Below are 20,284 nucleotides of genomic sequence, written 5' to 3' on the forward strand. Positions count from 1 at the left end.
AGCTGAAATTCAGCAGAAAAATTATTATGATAATAACAATGTTATAAAAATTTAGAAAAAAATAAAATTCATCCAAAATCATTTAAGTTTCGGTGCATGATATGTGGAGCTTAATAGAATTGTATCAACTGCACAATATCCAAGAAAATTAGTTTAAAAAAAGAATGTTTGGGAGTTTTATTGCTCCCTAATTGACTAAATGCTTATTTAATGGTAATTTTTTTACTTGCACTGGATGCGCTGTAATAGCCGTTTCCTGCAAATTTGACTTTTGCAGTGTATTTACCTTTTTTGGTTAATTTTTTAATTTTAAAGGTAGCTTTACCATTGGCATTGGTTTTAGCAGTGAAAGTTTTACCTTTTACTTTTAAGGTAACTTTAGCATTTTTAATAGCTTTACCATTATTGTCTTTTAAGGTAATAGCATACTTTTTAGTTTTGGCTTTTGCTTTGAAGGTTTTCTTTTTAGCAGTTAATTTGGAGGCTGCTTTTGTGATTTCAATTTTATTTTTTCCAATCACATTATTATATTCAGTATAGACGTAATGTGTGCCTGCAGCCAGATCTATTGAGAGGGTTGCATAACCGTCCTTATCAGTCCTTCCAACATAATCCTTGTTATTCACCGTAAATACGACAGTTTGCTGTGATACCGGCTTATCGCCATCAAGGACTTTTATTTTAAAGTTGACTGGTCCGGAATAAGTCTGCTTTATATCATCGGCTTCAAAGGTAACTTTTTTTCCTCCAATCAAATCCATAATAGCGGATATGTCGAATGAACCAGTTCCGTTACCGGTCATGTTCATTATTTGGGTTAAATTGAAGCTTGTTCCGTTACCAAAAGTCATGTTACTGTTCAGTAGGTCTGATATATTGAAGGATGTACCATTTCCAAAGCTTATGGTAGTACCATTCAATAAGCTTCCTAAATCAATTTTTGTACCGTTACCGAAATCGAAAGTAATGTTTGAAAAATCAAATTTACTACTGCTATTGCCTCCGTTTCCACCAAATGTGAAGCCACTGTCACTTAAAGTATCTTTATCGCTATTATCAACGGCTAGAATTGGTTCGTTATCAGCGTCGGCATTTTCTTCTAAAACAACATCATTTTCAACAGCTAATTTTTCATCAACATTGTCTATGGATTGAACTTCAGTTACGTCATCAGTGACTGCAACAACATCACTTGCATTGTCTGCAGCACTTGCCGCACTGATGATGCACAATGAAATTAAAACCATAAAGACTAAAAATAAACTTTGTTTAATTTTCATTTTTTTATCTCCTATATTGAATACATATTATTTGATTGTACTGTATATATAAATATTTTTAAAATTTTCTAATCTTCTCTTAAAAATAATGTGGTGAATAGCTCAAAATAATACTTTAAAAAATATTTATTATTTTGTATAATTAAAATAAGAAATTTAAACAAATTTTAAATTAAAAAGAAATAACTCGAGATTTTGTATAGCAATTTCAAAAATAAAAGCATTAAGAATAGGGAGAACTTTTTCCAATCATCCATATCTTTCATGGAATAAAATCTCATCCAACTGATAGTTTTCCCATTCACGCTTGTTAAGTACGATTTCCAATTCTTGTGGTGTTAATAATGGTTTTTTATACATTTGAGAATCATCAATAGCTATTCTTGGACATGCGCTTACAACAAACGCGTCCAATTCAAGATATGGGAGCAGTGCATCAGGGGAAACATTATCCATTAGAATTATATAGCTTTCCATATTTGCATCTTCAAGGGTTTTTTTGATTTCCTTTGCAAGCATCATTCTGTATTGTCCCTCTTTTGAGGATACCAGAATGCCCCATTTTTTAGCGGAGCGTGCTTTTGTAATTCTTGCAAAGCGTATCCTTAAAATCCTATCTGCAAACTCATCCATGCTTCTGATTTCAGAGTTGTATGGATCCAAAGCTATTACAGGTGCATTAGAAAACAGCTTGATTCCCAATGGGTGGAAATTTCCGCTGCCGATAAAGAGTATCGCGTCCACTTCAAGGTCCTTGATTGATGAGAAGTTGCAGCCCAGAACCTGTCCCTTTCTTGTTGAGGGGGATGATCCAAGAATGACTTCCTTGCCGTTGTCCTCCAGAAAATCCCTTGTCTCATTTAGAAGATGCAGGTGCTGTGTTGTTGTTACAAGCCCTATTCTTGAGTGGCTTTTTAATGTTTCCAGGCATTTTTCAAGGTCCTTTTTGATGTCAATTTTTGAGTATGCCTCGATGAACAGTGTAGGCACTTCATATTTCAGTGGAAGGGGGGTGTGGCCGTAGTGAACAATCAAGTCCACCGAACCCTTCATTTTCCAGTCGCTGACATCACATGCTCCGAAGCAGGGATCTCCTGAGATGACGACAATCGCATCGGTTTGCGCTTCAATCTCTCTGGCTATCTTTGTCGCCTGTATCTTGAGGCCTTCCGGAAACTGCAGCCCTACAGTTTTTGCATCCATCGAGTTGATTTTTCGGATTACCCTGTCCAAATCCATATCATACATTGACATTTTAATCTTCAATTGTGCTTTCAATGACTACCTTGCCGTCAATTACATCCAGTTTAACGATAGATAACACGTCCACTCCGGTTTCCCTTTTGACGATATTCCTGCCTTCGCCCTTGTCGATGATGGCCACTACGGATTTCAGGTCAAGGCCCATATCGGTCAATGTCCTAATCAATGCCACCAGTGTCCCTCCGGTGCTTACAACATCGTCAATGAGCAGGATTCTTTCGCCTTCATGAAGATCATTGACATAAAGGTTTGATGAGCCATAGCCGGTTTTCTGATAAACTTCGGTTTCGCCAGGAAGGCCATACTGCCTTTTACGGATTACCACAAAAGGAATGTCTGTTGCAAGGGAAAGCGCTGTTGCCAGATGTATTCCCATAGCTTCAACTGCAACAATTTTGTCAATATTTAAATCTGCATACTTGTAAACTACACGGGCCAATTCTCTAAGCATTGACGGGTTCATTGCAGGTACGCCATCACTTATAGGATTTACAAAGTAATTGTAATCTCCTTTTTTAACAATCGGTGATGTTTCCAATGATTTTATTACTTCTTTTAACATAGTACTCACACGAAAATTATTAAAACTTGTTAAATATAAATATATCTTAATATAATAATTAACTTTTCTAAAGAAGTGATTAATATGCTTGGAAATTTAGGTGAAAATCTTACTAATACCATGAAGAAATTAGTAGGAATGTCAGTAATCGATAAAAAGACAATAAAAGAAGTTGTAAAAGATATACAACGTGCATTAATTCAATCTGACGTTAATATTAAATTAGTTTTAGATTTATCAAAGAAAATAGAGGAAAGGGCTCTTGAAGAGGAACCTCCTAAGGGCATCACTCCAAGGGAGCATGTCATAACAATCATCTATGAGGAAATGGTCAACCTTCTTGGCAGCGAAGCGGCAGACCTTGATATCAATGACAGGCCGTATAAGATACTCTTTTTAGGATTGCAGGGTTCCGGTAAGACCACTACAATCGGAAAATTATGCAGATATCTGCAGAAAAAGGGTTTCAACCCGGCAGTAGTATGTACAGACACATGGAGGCCGGCTGCTTATGAGCAATTGAAGCAGCTCACTGAAGAGATGGATGTGCCTTTATATGGTGATCCGAACAACAAGGATGCTTTGGATCTTGCCCAAAAAGGTTTGCAGGAGTTCAAAAACCGTAAGGTCATCATTTTCGATACAGCAGGAAGGCACAAGGAAGAGGCTGATCTCATTGCCGAGATGGATGAGCTGGACAACATCATCAATCCGAACGAAGCAATCCTTGTAATTGACGGAACTATCGGTCAGCAGGCTGGAGAGCAGGCAAAGGCATTTTCCCAGGCCACCGACATCGGTTCAATCATAATTACAAAATTGGACGGTTCAGCAAAAGGTGGGGGTGCGATGTCAGCAGTGGCTGAAACCGGCGCTCCAATCAAGTTCATCGGTACTGGTGAAAGGGTGGATGACTTTGAGCCTTTCGACCCTGAAAGATTCATCTCAAGACTGCTTGGTATGGGGGACATAAAATCCCTTATAGAAAAGGCAGAGGAAAATATTGATGAGGATGTTGCCGAAAAGACCATGAACAACATGCTTACCGGTAAATTCACACTTATGGACATGAAAAACCAGTTTGAAATGATGAACAGCATGGGTCCGATGCAGCAGGTGCTCAACATGATTCCCGGTATGGGAAACAAGATTACAAAAGAGGCATCAAAGATGACCGAGGACAAGCTTGAATCCTATAAAATCATGATGTCTTCAATGACCGAGGAGGAAATGCTCAATCCGAAAATCATTAAGCAGTCCAGAATTCAAAGGATTGCCCGTGGATCAGGTCATCAGGAAAGCGATGTCAAGGAATTGCTTAAGTATTACAACAACACCAAAAAGACAATGAAAGGAATTGGAAAACGTGGCGGACGCCTGAGGGGCGGAGCCATGAACCGTATGATGGGCCAGTTCATGCAGAGATAACATGAGATTAGCTGAAGATATTCTAAACAGGACAGACGGAAAGATCTGCAAGCATTGTCTTGGACGCAAGCTGTCCAAAACGATAGAGGGCACCAACAATATCGAACGTGCCGACAAGGTATGCGAGGAATTGGGCATTGATTTGGATGATGCCGACTGCGTGATTTGCGATAACATTTTTGATAAGTTGGATGATGGCTTATATGATAAAATCGATGCCAAAATCAGCCAGCTGGGCATAGAATTCGACACCTTCCTGGTGGGCTCACAGATTCCTAAAGACATTCAGGAACGTGACGAGGAATTGTCTGAGGAATTTGACTTGGGCGTTGAAACCATCAAAAAGGAAGTCAACAGATTGATAGGCCTTGGAATCTGGGAAAAGTATGACAAGGAAGCCGAATTTGAAAGGCAGGACATTGTCTTTAACATAGATTTAAGAAAAGAGCCTAAAGTCAGAATTCAAATCAATCCTTTGTATGTCGAGGGAAAATACAATAAGTATAAGCGCGGAATCCCTCAAACCAAATGGCCATGCACCAAATGTAAGGGCAGAGGATGTGAGGAGTGCAACGGAACAGGCAAGCAATATCCCGAATCCGTTGAGGAGCTTATTTCCGAGCATTTCCTGAAGCTGACCAAAGGAAAGGAAGCCAAGTTCCATGGAGCCGGCCGTGAAGATATCGATGTACTGATGCTCGGTTCGGGAAGGCCGTTTGTTTTGGAGATAAAGGAGCCAAGAATTAGAAATTTGGATCTGGCCAAATTAGAAAATGAAATAAATAAAATCAATGAAGGTAAAACCGCTTATCATGGATTGAAACTCTGTGAAAGGGGCCGCAAGGCTGAAATAAAACAGTCCTCCCCTGACACCTATAAGGTTTATGAGGCGATTGTCAAGTGCGATGAGCCGTTTGACCCGGATAAGCTGGAAGAGCTGACAAAATTAAATGAGATTCACCAGCAAACCCCATTAAGGGTTTTGAGAAGGCGGACTGACATGGTTCGCATAAAGCATGTTTTGGATTTGAAATATGAGATAATTGACGATAAGACATTTAAAATGCGCATTAAAACGGAAGGAGGCCTTTACATCAAGGAATTGATTTCCGGTGATGAAGGAAGAAGCCAGCCTAATGTAAGTGAAATATTGGGTGTTGGAGCAATTTGCGAACAATTGGATGTAGTTGAAGTAAGCGAGAAATGATAATATGGCAGAGGAATTTACACATTTGACAGAAAGCGGAGTGCATATGGTTGAAGTCGGGGCTAAACCTGATCAAAAAAGAAGGGCAATAGCCAGCGGAAGCATATTTTTGGACAGGAATACAATCAGTCTGATTCAAAATGAGGAAATAAAAAAGGGAAATGTGCTTACAACCGCTCAGATTGCAGGAATTCAGGCAGTAAAAAACACATCTTCAATAATACCGCTTTGCCATCCGTTGGCCTTGACAGGTATAGAACTTGATTTTGAAGTAAAAGATGATGAAATCATTGCAACATGTGCCGTTAACACTTTAGGCAAGACAGGTGTTGAAATGGAAGCAATCACCGGTGTCAGTGTTGCACTTTTAACCGTATGGGATATGGTAAAGGCTGTTGAAAAGGATGAGGATGGCCAATATCCGGATACCAGAATAAGTGATATCAAGGTTATCAAGAAGGAAAAAATTTAAACTTTATATATGATGAAAAAAATAGATATATTAAGTTATTTTTATCAATTAATTTAATGGAGAATTATTATGGCAAAAAAAGATAATAAGATTTCAATGCCTCAAACCGGTGCAGGTTTGGTAAGGTACTTTGATGAAGAAAGTTTAGGTCCAAAACTTTCACCTGAACACGTTATTGTTGCTACAGTTATTTTAGCAATTTTATGTTTCGTTTTAAGATATTCTGCTTAAGAATATTCTTAAACAAATTTTCTACTTTTTTTATGGATTTTTATGTTGACCAAAAGAATTATTCCTTGTCTGGATTGTGACCTGCAGGTTCCTGAAGGCCGTGTCGTTAAGGGAGTCGAGTTTAAGCAAATCAAATATGCAGGAAATCCGGTTGATCTTGCAACACGCTACTATGAGGAAGGTGCTGATGAAGTTGTCGTTTTGGACATTACCGCTTCACATGAAAGGCGTGCCACAATGGCCGATGTGATTGACAGATTGACCGAAAACGTATTCATGCCAATCTGTGTAGGCGGAGGAATAAGAAAGGTCGACGACTACATCAACATGCTTAAGGCGGGAGCGGACAAATGCTCAACCAACACTGCAGCCATCAAGAATCCTGAACTGTTGACCGAGGCCTCAAAGGTTGTCGGTTCCCAGGCAGTCGTGATAGGAATCGATGCAAAGAGAAGATACGTTGACCATCCGGATGATGCCCCTGACAAAACAGTTATAGAAACAGATAACGGGTACTGCTGGTTTGATACAAGCATTTACGGCGGACGGGAGTTCACAGGCATTGATGCAATTCAGTGGGCAATCGAATGCCAGGACCGTGGTGCCGGTGAAGTGCTTTTGACCAGTATGGACGGCGACGGAACCCAGAACGGCTATGACATCGAGCTTAACAAGGCCATCAATGATGCGGTTGACATTCCGGTCATTGCCAGTGGAGGAGTTGGCGAGCCTAAGCATATTTTGGAAGTGTTTGAAAAGACAGATGTTTCAGCTGCGCTTGCAGCAAGCATATTCCACTTCAACCAATATTCAATCGGCACAGTCAAGGAATACTTAAAAGAAAATAATGTAGCTGTTAGGTTATGATCATCAAAGCTCCAATAGATTTAGAACTGACCCAATTTTCCGGCCAGACTTCACAGCCCCCTTGGAGGCAGGTTGACGAATCATTCAGGCAGGTTGTCATGGTCGATGATAATCCTGTAATTTTTGATGTTCGCCAGTCAGGCGATTTTTTGGATTTCAATTTCGATGGTGAAATTTCTCAAAGTGATGCCGTTTCCAAATTGAGCTACATCTATGATTTGGATTTTGATTTGAACAGATTCTATAAATATTTGCACAACCATGCGGAACTTGCCGAAATGAGCGAATTCTGCAACGGTTTGAGACTTTTTTTAGCGCCCGACCCCTTTGAATGCATCATATCATCAATTTGTTCTGCAAACAATTCCATCAAAAGGTGGACAAAATCGATTTCCGGCATGAAGGAAAAATGGGGAAATGAGCATGACGGATACTATACTTTTCCTAAAAGTTCCGTGTTAGGAAATGTGTATTTGGATGATGAAGATGAATTTAATTCATCAGATATTGAAGATATTTGCAGTTGCAAAAATAATCTGAAGGAATGTGGTGTAGGATATAGGGCACCCTACATGAGAAGGGCAAGCGAGATGTTTACACTTGAAATGGACCTGTCGGAAATTTCAAACATGAGTTATGACGAAGCCTTTGAAACAATCCTTGAGGTTCCGGGTGTCGGTCCGAAGGTGGCAGACTGCATACTGCTTTACGGATTCAACTTCAGGGAAGCCTTCCCGTCTGATGTCTGGATAAAAAGGATAGTGTCCCATCTGTATTTTGAAGGCAAGGACATAAGTGTTTCCAAGGTCAGGGAATTCGGAATGGATGAATTTGGTGATAATGCAGGATATGTCCAATTGTACATGTTTCATTATGCCCGCAGGTCCGGGCTGATGGAGAAACTTAAAAAATAATAAGGTTTTGAGCTATTGAACTCAAAACTAAGAGTGATTTTACCATAGATTCTCTGTCTTTTCCTCAAACCAGCCTTTCTTTGTTCCGACATAATACAGTGCCAATGCTGAGATTGTGCTAACAATCATTGTTGAAGCAAAGTCGTAAGGGGTGATTAGAGATGAGCTCACTTCAAATCCTAAAGCTACAAAATATGCACTCATTAGGTTATTCACACTATGAAGTGCGCAAGAAGCTTCCAGACCGTTGCTGCGCCAGGCTATGAATCCCAATAGGATTCCCTGTATGAATACTCCGATTACTCCCAGGATGCTGTAGGGATGCATTGATGCAAAAACTATGGATTGAAGGACAATCGCCAGAACAGGTATTTTAAACCATGATCCGAAGGTTTGCATAATCAAACCTCTCATGACGTATTCTTCTCCAATGCATTGCAAAGGTATGATAATCAGGCATATCAAAAAGAAGGTAGGTGTCAGTGTATTCGCGCTTTTTTGTCCAAAAATCAGGGCATGTATAATTTCATAGACTATATATACTACCAATGGAATTAAAAGTGACTTAAAGAAGAGTTTCCAGTTCCACCCTCCACGTGATGATGAATAGGAAGAAAACGGCCTGTCCCGAACAATTTTAGTTGCAATATAAAGTGAAGGAATGAAAATGGCCACAGACAGATAACCGATGTAGCTTCCAACTTCAGAATTTAGGGCCTCGTATCCTCCTGTTATTAATTGAGTAATAGTGTTCGTATCGTAGGCAATATTAAAAATCATAAGTAATAAAACTTGCAATACTGCATATACAATTGCTCCGATTATGAATACGAGGATGGGTTTGTACCATCTATACTTTTCGAAGGTTCTTGGGAATGTGATATATTCCGGAAATTTGTTTTCGCTCATAATTGTAGTATATTTTAAAAAATATTTAAACTTCATCATGGATATATAATAGTGATGGAAAATAAAAATTTACTCTTATTGATTTGTACGGTATTGTCATTTTTCACGGTTTTTGCGGTCAATGCAGTGACCATTGTCATTCCATCAATTGCAACAGAGTTTCACATGAGCAATATAGTTCAAAACTGGGTAACAATTATTTTTTTGTTGGTTGTGGCTGTTCTCTCGGTTCCTGCCGGCCAAATTTCAGGAAAATTCGGCCTTAAGAAGGTCACAAACATAAGCATTATTCTATTTATCATAATTTCCATAGTCAATGTTTGCGTAACATCTCAGGAACAGTTCCTTGCCTGCAGGTTTATCTTGGGAATAGCACTGGCTTTCATCAATGTCACCTCCATGGCAATGATAGTGTCCGCATTTCCTCCTGAAGAGCGCGGAAAGGCATTGGGGATAAACATTACCGGAGTCTATGTGGGACTCTCTTTGTCTCCGGTATTGGGAGGAATCCTGAATTACAATCTGGGCTGGAGATCTGTAGTGCTGTTCGGAGTTCCGTTTCTCTTTGTGATTCTGGCATTGCTTTTAACAAGAATCGATGAGGAATGGATTTCATTTAAGGGCATTCCATTGGACATCAAGGGATCATTGACATATGGAATCGGAATGGTGCTCTTCATGTACGGCTTTACCATTTTAAACACACAATTGGGAATGGTCCTGACCGTATTGGGGGTCATAATCCTGGTGATATTCGGACTAATCGAGCTTAGACAATCACATCCGGTGTTTGATATCAGGTTCTTTAAAAATCACAAGTTCCTCTCAGCCAATTTCGCATCACTGTGCGCATATCTGGCAACCTATGCCGTTACAACAATCCTTAATTATCACCTTCAGTACATCAAGGGATTCGATTCACAGACTGCAGGAATGATACTGCTTGTGGCTCCATTGTGCCAGGTGGTTTTGGCTCCGATTGCAGGAAGGCTGTCCGACAGGTTCGTGCCTCAAATCCTTGCGGCAATCGGAATGGGTCTTGGGACTGTTTCACTGTTCCTGTTCTCATCTCTGGATGCGGCAACCCCAATGGCATTTTTGATAGTCTCTATGGTAATTTACGGTGTAGCATTCGGACTCTTTTCACCGCCGAATACGAATGTAATCATGGGATCCGTTCCGCCAAAGGACACTTCAGCCGCATCGGCTGCGGTTGCGACAATGCGTACGGTCGGTCAGGCAATGAGTATGGGAATATTGACTTTGGTGTTTGCGTTCATAATGGGTGATGTTCCGATAATCGAGCAGTACTACCCGCTGTTGATTCAAAGCTGTCAGATAACTTGCATCATCTGTGTGGTGTTGTGCATTGCATCAGTATTTGCTTCATTTGTAGGAATCAAATCTAATACAAGTTAGTTATTTCATTACTCTTACAGGATTTTTGTAAAGTTCATCTAACATTTGAAAAATTTCTTCAGCATCCAATTTAGAATCAATAACCAATTTTTTACTCAATTTTTCGGTTTTATAATCGGCAAAATTTCTATTTTTTCTTAATTCAACTAATTTTTCACCTAATTTTTGCTCTTCAAAAAATGGAGATTTTTTTAATGCATTAATTAATTTGATATGCGCATTTTTTGATGATAGCGTTTTCCTAAATGATTTTTCGTAATAGTTTTTAACTGGGCCAAAGCATGAATAATAGTATCTGCAGATTGCTGAACGTTGGTATGCTTCCTTTTTCGAATAACTTTTAAGGTGATTTCCCACATTGTAGAACTCTTTCCAATCAAAAACAGTCATAACCACCACAGCCTTACAGAAATTAAACTTTTTACATCAGTTGAAAAATCAGTTAAATATAGTAATTTATCATTAAGTTGATTCATTAGTTCTCTTTCTTTTTCAAATAATGAATTTTTTCCTATCACACAAATTAAGGCATGATTCAACTCTTCAAATTCTGGATCAATATAGTAAGTTAGGCATAATTCATTTTTAGGGAAATAATCTTTAATTAAAGGAGTTATTGAGTGAATATATGGTATTAATCCACCATTTTTTTCCAAATATTCTTTTAATTCATCAATTTTGAGAATATTATAATCTTTTGAAAGATTTGCGAGTTCTTTATCCATATTTTTAGTTTTTGTCAATCCAGTATATGTATTTTCTTGTGGAATTTGCATTTCCAATCTTTGAGAATAATTCTGTTGCATTATTTTATCCTCCTTAATGTTATTTAAATTCAAAATTACTCTTTGTTTTAATCAATATTTAAATTTTATGTATTTATATATCTCAATTTTGCTATAAGATTGTAAAATTTCTGTTAAATCTAAAATTATAGTTTTTACGGTCGAATAAATATTGCAATGAACCTGTAAATTTTTCTAAAAATCTGATTTTTGAGATGATATGGTGCATATTCAATGTTCGGATTTTGGATATTTTGATAATTAAAGAATATGCAATTCTTGATATTTAAAATAAGCAGTTTTAAACGGGAGCAATTTTTCAAATCCATACAACTTTTTCTTTAAAAGCTGTTTAACTAAATTAAAATGGATAAAAATAAAAAAGAAGTAAAAAGAAAGGTTATCTTTCTTCTATGGTGACTCTGTTCATAACGTCACCCGGGCGGATAGCATCAACAACGTCTTGGCCTTTGATTACTTGGCCGAATACGGTGTGAACGCCATCTAAGTGTGGTTGTGGACAGTGTGTAATAAAGAATTGGCTTCCTCCAGTGTCTTTACCAGCATGTGCCATTGATAGTGCACCGGTTCCGTGTCTGTGAGGGTTTCCTTCGGTTTCACATTTGATGGTGTATCCAGGTCCTCCGGTACCGTTTCCGTTAGGGCATCCTCCTTGGATTACAAAGTTTGGAATTACCCTGTGGAAGGTCAATCCGTCATAAAATCCTTCATTAATCAATTTTTCAAAGTTGGCTACAGTACCTGGAGCCTCTTTTGGGAATAATTCTAATTCGATATTACCTTTGTCAGTTTCAATTATAGCGACTTTCATTTTTTCACCTTATACTATTATTTAATGACTCCTATTAAATAGTTTTTGAATAACTAATCATGTTTTTAGGTTCAATTGTTTATTAAATTGTTTAAATAGTTAAATATTATTGTGAATATATTATATAATAATGAATTTTTCAAATTTTTCAGATGAAAAAGTTAAATTAAAAGCGACCCTCAAAATCAACGGCAAAAAGGTCAAAGGCAAAAAGATAACCTTCAAGTTCAAAGGAAAAACCTACAAGGTCAAAACCAACAAAAAAGGAATAGCCAAGGGCACCGTTAAAAAGAATGTTATCAAAAAGCTCAAAAAAGGCAAGAAATACACAGTCAAAGTGACTTACCTCAAAGACACCATTAAAACAACCGTTAAAGTCAAATAGATGATTAATTTCATCTATTTAAATTTTTTTTAAAACCAATGCCTAATCACTTCATTCTTTTCACTTATCAGATGATTCTGTGGAAAGTATTTTATATTAATTTAATCTAATATGTTTAATGATTAAATATATCAGGAGATTATTATGAATACTCAGGAATTAATTAAGATTGAAGATGATTATTTCATAAACACTTTCACCAGACAGCCAATCGTACTTGATCACGGGGAAGGTGTTAAAGTATGGGATATCGATGGAAATGAATATGTGGACATGTTTGCAGGTATTGCAGTTAACTGTTTAGGCCACAATCATCCTAAACTTGTAAAGGCAATTCAGGACCAGGCAGAAAAGCTCATTCACATATCAAGCATCTACTACAACGAGCCTGCTTTGATTTATGCCAAAAGATTAGTTGAAATGACAAGTTTTGACAGAATATTTTATGCAAACAGCGGTGCTGAGGCCAACGAAGGAGCTATCAAGTTAGCTGTCAAATACACAGGAAAAAGCGAGGTCATCTCAACCGTAGAGTCATTCCACGGAAGGACCATAATGACACTTGCAGCAACCGGTCACGAACATTACCACGAACCGTTCAAATCCATTTTGCCAAAGGGTTTCATCAATGTGCCATACAATGATTTGGAAGCAATCAAGGAGGCAGTTACAGAAAATACTGCAGCAATTATTGTAGAGCCTATCCAGGGTGAAGGGGGAGTCAACGTTCCTGATATCGAATACCTGAAAGGAATCGAAAAAATCTGTAAGGAAAACGACATCGTATTCATTGTCGATGAGGTCCAGACAGGATTTGGAAGATGCGGAACACTTTTCGCTCATGAACTCTTTGACGTAAAACCTGACATAATGACAATGGCTAAAGGAATCGGCGGAGGAGTCCCAATGGGAGGAATCCTTGCAACCGAAAAGGTAGCCAGTGCATTCGTTCCAGGCGACCACGGAACAACCTTCGGTGGAGGTCCATTGGTTGCGGCTGCTGCTAATGCGGTTCTTGATGCATTTGATGAGGAAAATATCCTTGACAATGTCAATGAAGTCGGAGAATACTTCCTATCTGAGCTAAAAAAATTGGATAAGGAAATAATCGCTGATGTGCGTGGTAAAGGTTTAATGGTAGGTATTGAATTGACCAAGCCTGGCGCAGAATATGTCGACAAATTAAGAGAAGCAGGATTTTTAATCAACTGCACCGCCGACAAGGTGTTAAGGTTTGTTCCACCATTGACAATTACAAAATCCGAAATTGACCAGTTTGTAAAAGCTTTAGATGAAATACTCTAAAGTTTATAATTTCTTTTTTTTAAAAGTTTTTTAAGGGAACTTGATAATTCTAAACTTTCTATTTTTTCAATTGAAGCCCACATATATTCTGTGTGCTCTTCGCTTATCTCAACGCTTCCCTCAACGTCATCCAGATACATCATCAGCTGAACCGTCCTTTTGTGGGAATAGTCGTTTTGTACTGCCTCACAGAAATCTCCGACATTCACATCCAAATTTGTTTCTTCCTTAATCTCTCGAACAAGAGCATCAGCGAAATGTTCTCCCTTTTCCACCTTTCCGCCGGGAAGTTCCCACATTTCAGGGTCGGTTCTGCTTTTAGGATGCCTTTTGACAATCAGGATTTCGCCTGAGTCGTTCTTGATGATGCCTCTTACTGTAAGTCCATATGATTTCATGATTATTATTTTTAGTCTTCTATTAAATAATTTAAACGGAAAATCAATTTCCTTCATTAATTTTAAATAACTCGAACAAGATAAGTAAATACATAATGTAACTTTTTTAAGGAGTTTAGATTATGGACTTAAATATTAAAGTAAACGATAAAAACCACTTAGACATTGGTGGAGCCGATGCAATTGATGTTGCAGCAGAATTCGGAACTCCGACCTATGTGATTGATGAAAATAGGATAAGGGAAAACTACAATAAATTTTATTCAACTTTTTCAAAATATTATCCTGATTTTAAAGTATTTTACGCATGTAAAGCAAATACCAACCTTGCAGTAATGAAAATATTGGAATCTGAAGGTTGCTGTATTGATGCTGTTTCCCCTGGTGAAGTCCACATCTCAAAAATGCTTGGATTTTCAGGTGACAGAATCCTCTTTACAGGTAACAACATAACCAATGAGGAATTAAAATTCGTTCATGATGAAGGTGCAGTCCTGAATATCGATTCAGTCTCTGCACTTAACAGACTGGCCAAAATGGTTGATCCGGAAGGATTGAAAATATCATTCAGGGTAAACCCAATGGTTGGTGCAGGACACCACGACCACTGTATTACCGGTGGAGTGATGAGCAAATTCGGTATCATGGACAATGAGGCTGTCGAAGTATATGAAATGGCAAAAGAATTAGGTTTTGAGCCAATCGGTATGCATTCCCATATCGGTTCAGGAATTCTTGACCCGGAACCATTCAAACTGGCAATCGAATCCACAATGGACATTGCAGGAAAAGTCCACCAGGAAGCCGGAATAGACTTTGAGTTTGTTGACTTCGGTGGAGGTGTGGGTGTACCATACACTCCTGAAGAAAATCTCCTTGACCTTGACAAATTCGCAGAAGTCAATGTAGGACTCTTCAAGGAAAAACTAGAGCAATATGATATGGGCAATCCTACAATGTATCTTGAACCTGGAAGATACCTTGTGGCTGATGCATGTGTGCTTTTGGTTACAGTCAACAGCGTAAAGCAAAGCTACAGGAAATTCATAGGAGTCGACGCAGGTTTCCACACATTACTAAGGCCTGCAATGTATGATTCATACCACCACATAGTCGATGCAAGCAGAATGGATGCTCCAATGACTCAGGAAGTTGATATTGCAGGTAACGTTTGCGAATCCGGAGATTTATTCGCACGTGACAGGCCAATGCCTGATGTGGAAGAAGGTGATGTTTTAGGAATCCTCAATGCGGGCGCATATGGATTTACAATGTCATCCAACTACAATTCAAGGCCATTAGCTTCAGAAGTACTTGTAACTGATGGAAAATGCAATTTAGTGCGTGAAAGGGAAACTTTTGAAGACTTATACGACAAACAAAGGGTTCCACCACATTTAAAATAAGTTGATATCATGGTAGATTTAAAAGGATTAAAATTTTCAAAAATGCACGGAATAGGCAATGACTTTCCAATAATCAACGAATTCGATGGAGAAGTCATTCCTGAAGCTGACAAGCCGGAAGCATGCAGGATACTATGCCACAGAAACTTCGGTGTCGGAGGCGACGGAGTACTGTTCGTAGAACCTTCAGAAGTTGCTGACATCGGATACAGAATGTTCAATCCTGACGGAAGCGAAGCTGAAATGTGCGGAAACGGTATAAGATGCTTTGGTGACTTTGTCTACAGAAAAGGCATTTTAAAGCAGGACAAAATGACTGTTGAGACAAGGGCAGGAATCAAAACAATCGAAATCACCCTTGACGGCGATGAGCCTGTACTCTTTAAGGTCGATATGGGACTGTCAACATTCAAAACTCCCGAAATTCCAATGACTTCTGATAAGGAAGAGTTTTTAAATGGTGAATTGGATGTAATCGACACCAAGTTCAATTTGACCGCAATAAGCGTCGGAAACCCTCATGCCATAATCTTTGTCGATAATGTGGATGAAGTGGACATCAACAAGTATGGGCCTGCGATTGAAGCTCATGAAGTGTTCCCTGAAAAGATCAATGTGCACTTTGTTGAAGTAATCAGCAAAAACGAAGGTAAAATGATTACCTGGGAAAGAGGTGCTGGCGTCACACTCGCATGCGGTACCGGTGCAACCTCAACTGCAATTTCAGGTTTCAAACTTGGACTGTTTGATGAAAACGTATTGCTCCACCTGCCTGGCGGAGACTTAAAATTCAATGTATACGAAAAGGATGATGCCTTAGGCGCTTTCATGGAAGGCCCGGCAAAACTCGTTTTCGATGGAGAATTCTAAATTCTCTATATTCCTTCTTTTTTCTTTCTCATTATTCCAAATATGATATCAATTACACCAAGCACGATAACTATTGCCATCCATATGCTGATTCCGCCTCTGATAAATGAGAATATCAGTGCAAGAATTATCAGTGCCACTCCTGTAAGTATTGATATTTTCCATTGTTCCATTATATCACCTTATATGCATTTATTAAAGTTATATCCTCAAAAAAGAAATGTTCTGATGCCTTTATTTCGGCAATAAAACCCATCTCGTCAAATTTCTGCAGTGTCTCATCATTGCCGGAAAGTGAAGACTGTATCATCTGGACAATTCCTCCATCATTTAAATGATTTCCCACTTCATCTAAGAAAAGATCAATGACTTTTCTACCATTTAGTCCACCGTCAAACGCATAATTTATGGTGTCGTCTAAAACTTCTCCTTCTTCGGTAGGTAGATATGGAGTATTGAATAGAATTACATCAAACTTTCTGTTTTCGACAGGTTCGAATAGGTTGCCGAACAGAATCTCAATGCCTTCAATGTCATTTGCCTCGAAATTTTTGCGTGCAAGTTCGCATGCATCAAAATTGATGTCGGTTACGGTAATGCTGTCGGATAGCCTTGAGGCATACATTGCAACAATTCCTGAACCCGTTCCAATCTCCAGGACGCTTTGGTCAGGCTTGATTTCCAGATTTTCCGCCAAAAGATAGCTGTCTTCGGCGGGGATATAAACGTTATCATGAGTATTGATTATAAATTCGCCCATATTATCACTCAACAAAAATCGGATTTAGCTTTTTGGATATTAACAGGATTTCCTCAGGGGAAAGCACTACAACCCTTTTTTTAAGGTATTCCTCCAGCTTTTCATCATCTATATCATTCAGTCTCTTTTTCAGGACTTTCTTGTCAATATTGCTTATGATATGCCTGGAATCGATCAGGGCATTTTTAATCTTTTTGTTTCTGTGCTGGAAGAGTGCCTTTGTAAATTTGGAATAGGTCCTGAAGTCCTCATCGGATATGCTATTTTCCTTTGGGGTCAATTTGACTACAGTCGAGTCTATTTGCGGCTTTGGAATGAAACTTTCGTTGCTCACTTCAGTAAGTTTTTCCACATCGCATTTAAAATAAAGCATTGCCGAAAGTCGAGAATAGTTTTTGGTTCCGACTTCGCCGTTCATTCGGCTGGCAAATTCCTTTTGATACATCAGAATCCCAAGGTCAAAATCATAGTTAAGGAATTTAAAAGTAATCGGTGATGATATTTGATAAGGCAGATTGGAGATGATTTTATGGAAAGGCGGAAAATCCACCTTTAACGCATCATCATTAATCAGTTCCACATTATCTATTTTTTCGTCTTCAAGCCTTTGGGAGAGTATTTCACAAATCTTCTGGTCCTGCTCGATGGCTATTACCTTTTTGGCTCTTTTGGCAAGTTCAAGTGTAAGAGTTCCAATTCCGGTTCCAATCTCTAAAATAACATCTTCCTTTGAGATATCTCCAAAGTTAATAATCTGGTCCCTTTTGTTTTTATCAATAAGGTAATTCTGGCCCAGATTTTTATTTAACTTTATTCCATATTGGCTTAAAATATCTTTTGTTGTTTTAGATAAGGATGGGGAATTTTCATTTGTCAATTTATCACTTATCTTCTTCTTGCAGCTCTTGGAGGTTGTGTAAACAGGTAATATTTATTTTTACCTCTTTTTGGTTTGGTGGTGTCAAGTTCCTGTTTTACTCTGTTAACAATCATTGCGGCTGGATCTGCCAATGTAGGGAGCCTTTCTGAAATGTCTTCAAAGCTTTCGAAAGGTTTCTGTTCTCTTGCTTTAATGATGTCCCACATGTATTTTTTACCGATTCCAGGAATCAGTTCAAGTGAATGCATTCTTGTACTTACTGAATCTGCAGTGTTGAAAAATTCAACAAATTTATCCTCATTATCTTCAACAATGTCACGAATAGAGTAGTCCAGTTCTATTCTGGCTGTTGCGGTTAAATTTTCATAATCCAATTTACCAAGAACCCTGTATATCTTGTCTCTTTTTCCTTTTCCAATGTATACTTGGTCTTGTATTTCCAAATCAACACCATTTTTAGGAGCTAATTCAAGAAGAGTGAATTGTTCTGTACCAATAGCTTGAGCAATAGGTTTACCACCGAATTTGGACATATCTGACTTAACATAGCCACGGCTTAGATAATCAAGTACAACAGCATATTCCTCTTTTTTAACTGTTGGTTTATTTTCTTTTTTATTTCTATTATCCATATTATCACTCACTATTGTTTTTTTTATTATAACTTTGACAGATATAATATAAACTTATTTATAAGTTTGATTGTTAAGTATAATAAATATATCTAAAAAATGGCCGGTTTGGTGAAATTTTTAAAAATAAATAAAAAAAGGAATAGTAGGAATACTATTCGATATAATCATATTGTTCCAACATTTCGAGGATTTTTTCCATGTCCTCTTTGGTTGTTTTTGTTGGTTCCTTAGCGAAAATCAATCTCATGTCCGCCAAATCGAGTGGAACCATGTCAACAATATGAGCAGCGACCTTGTCCCTTAAGCCAAATTCTTCCTGAAGCTTTTCGTAGATTTCTTCTGCGTCTTCAGCGGAGTACCTTTTGAATCTTGCAAGGTGGTTTAGGGTAAGATTTTGTTGGTAATTCAATTCATTGGTGTCAGCAAAATCTTCAATGATCTCTTTTACTTTTGAACTTGGTATCGGTTCGCTTTTTATAACTTCTTTTCCAATCATAGAAATCAGTTTTGTAATTTTAAGTGGTCAGGTCTTACTATTAACTCTTTTGCTTTGTTTCCATCTTTTAAGGATACGATGTATGCTTTTCCTTTTTTGCCGGTAACTTTACCGGTTTTACCATGGAATCTAGGAGCAGGTTGTCCTTTTTGGATGGATGGGTTAATAGTAATGTGAACTAAATCTCCTTCTTCAAATCTTTGGAGTCTGTTGGTAATTGGGTTAGTTCTGCCCGGTCTTTGTACTTTAGTCATTTTTTTTCTTGATCTACTTTTCAATCCTCTTGATCTTTGCATTATATAACCTCTTAATCAGTTCAGTCTGGGTATAAGTCTATGTTATCAGCGACCTAGTATTAAAAAAGCCCATAAATACTAGTAACATAGAGTGTGAAAATAACTATTATCATCAGTGATATGATAATATTATAATTTTAGTTTAATGGTATTAATATACTTTTAGTTTTTTGGTGGGTATTGTCATGTTGGTGATAAAAATAAGAAAAATAGAGGAATAAATTTTCCTCTAACGTTTGACTTTTAATGTTGTTTTTATTGTGTTTTTGAGGTAGGTCACCTTCATTGTGTATTTTTTGCCCTTTTTGAGTTTTTTGATATGCTTTTTCTTGATGGTGAATTTTGCTATTCCATATTTATTGGTTTTGGCGGTGAATTTCTTGCCGTTAAGTTTGAGTGTTATCTTTTTGTTTTTAAGGGCTTTTTTGCCGTTTTTGAGTGTTGCCTTTATGACAAGCTTTTTGGCGGATTTCTTGACTGTGTATTTTTTGGTTTTGAGGTTTTGCTTTACCTTAACGATATTCTTGTTTGTTTCGCCTTTGTATATTGCAGTCAGTATGTAGGTTCCAGGCTTTAGTGTTTTCGGTATTTTGAACCTCTCCGGCTTGTAGAAGCCGGAGATTCTTAGGCCATGCCTATTTTTTCGTCAAAGCATTTCCATTCATAATAATATGTGGATTTTCC

At 37.9% G+C, this 20,284-nt stretch carries 25 protein-coding genes; 11 read left to right on the forward strand and 14 right to left on the reverse strand.

Annotated features, from left to right (window positions below):
* Positions 1 to 203: 203 nt before the first annotated feature.
* The 3 genes from QZ138_RS08650 to hpt form a co-directional block, all read right to left on the reverse strand.
* Positions 204 to 1,280 (reverse strand): Ig-like domain-containing protein, encoded by a 1,077-nt coding sequence (locus QZ138_RS08650; protein ID WP_292888650.1) that lies wholly within the window; start codon positions 1,278 to 1,280, stop codon positions 204 to 206.
* Positions 1,281 to 1,529: 249 nt separating this feature from the next.
* Positions 1,530 to 2,534 carry a diphthamide biosynthesis enzyme Dph2 gene (gene dph2, locus QZ138_RS08655; RefSeq protein ID WP_292601987.1) on the reverse strand — a complete coding sequence of 335 codons (1,005 nt, stop codon included), beginning with the start codon at positions 2,532 to 2,534 and terminating at the stop codon, positions 1,530 to 1,532.
* Position 2,535: 1 nt separating this feature from the next.
* On the reverse strand, positions 2,536 to 3,105 hold the full coding sequence (gene hpt / locus QZ138_RS08660; protein WP_292601990.1) for a hypoxanthine/guanine phosphoribosyltransferase: 570 nt from the start codon (positions 3,103 to 3,105) through the stop codon (positions 2,536 to 2,538).
* Between the two features lie 78 nt (positions 3,106 to 3,183).
* Here hpt and QZ138_RS08665 point away from each other — a divergent pair, with 78 nt between their 5' ends.
* The 6 genes from QZ138_RS08665 to QZ138_RS08690 all read left to right on the forward strand — a co-directional run bounded on the left by QZ138_RS08665 (position 3,184) and on the right by QZ138_RS08690 (position 8,224).
* Entirely contained in the window at positions 3,184 to 4,533 is a 1,350-nt protein-coding gene (locus tag QZ138_RS08665; RefSeq protein ID WP_292888682.1) for a signal recognition particle protein Srp54, read from the forward strand.
* 1 nt (position 4,534) lies between these two features.
* A complete protein-coding gene (locus QZ138_RS08670) occupies positions 4,535 to 5,740 on the forward strand; it encodes a tRNA pseudouridine(54/55) synthase Pus10 (RefSeq protein WP_292888652.1) in 1,206 nt (401 codons plus the stop codon).
* Between the two features lie 4 nt (positions 5,741 to 5,744).
* The gene (gene moaC, locus QZ138_RS08675) at positions 5,745 to 6,212 is read left to right on the forward strand and encodes a cyclic pyranopterin monophosphate synthase MoaC (RefSeq protein ID WP_292888654.1); all 468 of its coding nucleotides are present in this window, start codon (positions 5,745 to 5,747) and stop codon (positions 6,210 to 6,212) included.
* Positions 6,213 to 6,281: 69 nt separating this feature from the next.
* Entirely contained in the window at positions 6,282 to 6,443 is a 162-nt protein-coding gene (locus tag QZ138_RS08680; RefSeq protein WP_292601998.1) for a preprotein translocase subunit Sec61beta, read from the forward strand.
* 42 nt (positions 6,444 to 6,485) lie between these two features.
* On the forward strand, positions 6,486 to 7,310 hold the full coding sequence (gene hisF, locus QZ138_RS08685) for an imidazole glycerol phosphate synthase subunit HisF (RefSeq protein WP_292888656.1): 825 nt from the start codon (positions 6,486 to 6,488) through the stop codon (positions 7,308 to 7,310).
* Positions 7,307 to 8,224 (forward strand): DNA glycosylase, encoded by a 918-nt coding sequence (locus QZ138_RS08690; RefSeq protein ID WP_292888658.1) that lies wholly within the window; start codon positions 7,307 to 7,309, stop codon positions 8,222 to 8,224. Before hisF ends, QZ138_RS08690 begins: the two co-directional genes overlap by 4 nt.
* A gap of 39 nt (positions 8,225 to 8,263) precedes the next feature.
* Here QZ138_RS08690 and QZ138_RS08695 read toward each other — a convergent pair whose 3' ends face one another.
* Complete coding sequence (locus QZ138_RS08695; protein WP_292888660.1) at positions 8,264 to 9,133, reverse strand: CPBP family intramembrane glutamic endopeptidase; 870 nt, start codon at positions 9,131 to 9,133, stop codon at positions 8,264 to 8,266.
* Between the two features lie 54 nt (positions 9,134 to 9,187).
* Between QZ138_RS08695 and QZ138_RS08700 the strand changes: the two genes are divergently transcribed.
* The gene (locus tag QZ138_RS08700) at positions 9,188 to 10,552 is read left to right on the forward strand and encodes an MFS transporter (RefSeq protein WP_292888662.1); all 1,365 of its coding nucleotides are present in this window, start codon (positions 9,188 to 9,190) and stop codon (positions 10,550 to 10,552) included.
* On the opposite strand, the gene QZ138_RS08705 is transcribed toward QZ138_RS08700, so the two are convergent.
* The 3 genes from QZ138_RS08705 to QZ138_RS08715 all read right to left on the reverse strand — a co-directional run bounded on the left by QZ138_RS08705 (position 10,553) and on the right by QZ138_RS08715 (position 12,169).
* Positions 10,553 to 10,942, reverse strand: coding sequence for a hypothetical protein (locus QZ138_RS08705; RefSeq protein ID WP_292888664.1), 390 nt, complete (start codon positions 10,940 to 10,942; stop codon positions 10,553 to 10,555). It lies immediately after the preceding gene.
* On the reverse strand, positions 10,939 to 11,391 hold the full coding sequence (locus tag QZ138_RS08710) for a hypothetical protein (protein ID WP_292602015.1): 453 nt from the start codon (positions 11,389 to 11,391) through the stop codon (positions 10,939 to 10,941). Before QZ138_RS08710 ends, QZ138_RS08705 begins: the two co-directional genes overlap by 4 nt.
* Positions 11,392 to 11,737: 346 nt before the next feature.
* The gene (locus tag QZ138_RS08715) at positions 11,738 to 12,169 is read right to left on the reverse strand and encodes a peptidylprolyl isomerase (RefSeq protein ID WP_292602018.1); all 432 of its coding nucleotides are present in this window, start codon (positions 12,167 to 12,169) and stop codon (positions 11,738 to 11,740) included.
* A gap of 130 nt (positions 12,170 to 12,299) precedes the next feature.
* Here QZ138_RS08715 and QZ138_RS08720 point away from each other — a divergent pair, with 130 nt between their 5' ends.
* On the forward strand, positions 12,300 to 12,554 hold the full coding sequence (locus tag QZ138_RS08720) for a hypothetical protein (RefSeq protein WP_292888665.1): 255 nt from the start codon (positions 12,300 to 12,302) through the stop codon (positions 12,552 to 12,554).
* 144 nt (positions 12,555 to 12,698) lie between these two features.
* Positions 12,699 to 13,859 (forward strand): acetylornithine transaminase, encoded by a 1,161-nt coding sequence (locus QZ138_RS08725; protein ID WP_292888666.1) that lies wholly within the window; start codon positions 12,699 to 12,701, stop codon positions 13,857 to 13,859.
* Here QZ138_RS08725 and QZ138_RS08730 read toward each other — a convergent pair.
* Positions 13,856 to 14,260 (reverse strand): NUDIX domain-containing protein, encoded by a 405-nt coding sequence (locus QZ138_RS08730; RefSeq protein ID WP_342765675.1) that lies wholly within the window; start codon positions 14,258 to 14,260, stop codon positions 13,856 to 13,858. The genes QZ138_RS08725 and QZ138_RS08730 overlap by 4 nt on opposite strands.
* Before the next feature lie 119 nt (positions 14,261 to 14,379).
* Here QZ138_RS08730 and lysA point away from each other — a divergent pair, with 119 nt between their 5' ends.
* The gene (gene lysA, locus QZ138_RS08735; RefSeq protein WP_292888670.1) at positions 14,380 to 15,663 is read left to right on the forward strand and encodes a diaminopimelate decarboxylase; all 1,284 of its coding nucleotides are present in this window, start codon (positions 14,380 to 14,382) and stop codon (positions 15,661 to 15,663) included.
* A gap of 9 nt (positions 15,664 to 15,672) precedes the next feature.
* Entirely contained in the window at positions 15,673 to 16,533 is an 861-nt protein-coding gene (gene dapF, locus QZ138_RS08740) for a diaminopimelate epimerase (RefSeq protein ID WP_292888672.1), read from the forward strand.
* Positions 16,534 to 16,538: 5 nt separating this feature from the next.
* Here the strand turns inward: dapF and QZ138_RS08745 are convergent, their stop codons facing one another.
* The 6 genes from QZ138_RS08745 to QZ138_RS08770 all read right to left on the reverse strand — a co-directional run bounded on the left by QZ138_RS08745 (position 16,539) and on the right by QZ138_RS08770 (position 19,600).
* Positions 16,539 to 16,706, reverse strand: a complete 168-nt coding sequence (locus QZ138_RS08745; RefSeq protein WP_292888674.1) for a hypothetical protein — start codon at positions 16,704 to 16,706, stop codon at positions 16,539 to 16,541.
* Positions 16,706 to 17,293 carry a HemK2/MTQ2 family protein methyltransferase gene (locus QZ138_RS08750; RefSeq protein WP_292888676.1) on the reverse strand — a complete coding sequence of 196 codons (588 nt, stop codon included), beginning with the start codon at positions 17,291 to 17,293 and terminating at the stop codon, positions 16,706 to 16,708. The genes QZ138_RS08745 and QZ138_RS08750 overlap by 1 nt, the downstream gene beginning before the upstream one ends.
* Before the next feature lie 4 nt (positions 17,294 to 17,297).
* Positions 17,298 to 18,170 carry a 16S rRNA (adenine(1518)-N(6)/adenine(1519)-N(6))-dimethyltransferase RsmA gene (gene rsmA / locus QZ138_RS08755; protein WP_292888678.1) on the reverse strand — a complete coding sequence of 291 codons (873 nt, stop codon included), beginning with the start codon at positions 18,168 to 18,170 and terminating at the stop codon, positions 17,298 to 17,300.
* Between the two features lie 8 nt (positions 18,171 to 18,178).
* The gene (locus QZ138_RS08760) at positions 18,179 to 18,805 is read right to left on the reverse strand and encodes a DUF655 domain-containing protein (RefSeq protein WP_292602044.1); all 627 of its coding nucleotides are present in this window, start codon (positions 18,803 to 18,805) and stop codon (positions 18,179 to 18,181) included.
* 154 nt (positions 18,806 to 18,959) lie between these two features.
* The gene (locus tag QZ138_RS08765) at positions 18,960 to 19,304 is read right to left on the reverse strand and encodes an RNA polymerase Rpb4 family protein (protein ID WP_292888680.1); all 345 of its coding nucleotides are present in this window, start codon (positions 19,302 to 19,304) and stop codon (positions 18,960 to 18,962) included.
* Between the two features lie 5 nt (positions 19,305 to 19,309).
* Entirely contained in the window at positions 19,310 to 19,600 is a 291-nt protein-coding gene (locus QZ138_RS08770; RefSeq protein ID WP_292602050.1) for a 50S ribosomal protein L21e, read from the reverse strand.
* Positions 19,601 to 20,284 lie beyond the last annotated feature (684 nt).

The organism is Methanobrevibacter sp. UBA212 (assembly GCF_905233225.1).
GTDB lineage: Archaea > Methanobacteriota > Methanobacteria > Methanobacteriales > Methanobacteriaceae > Methanocatella.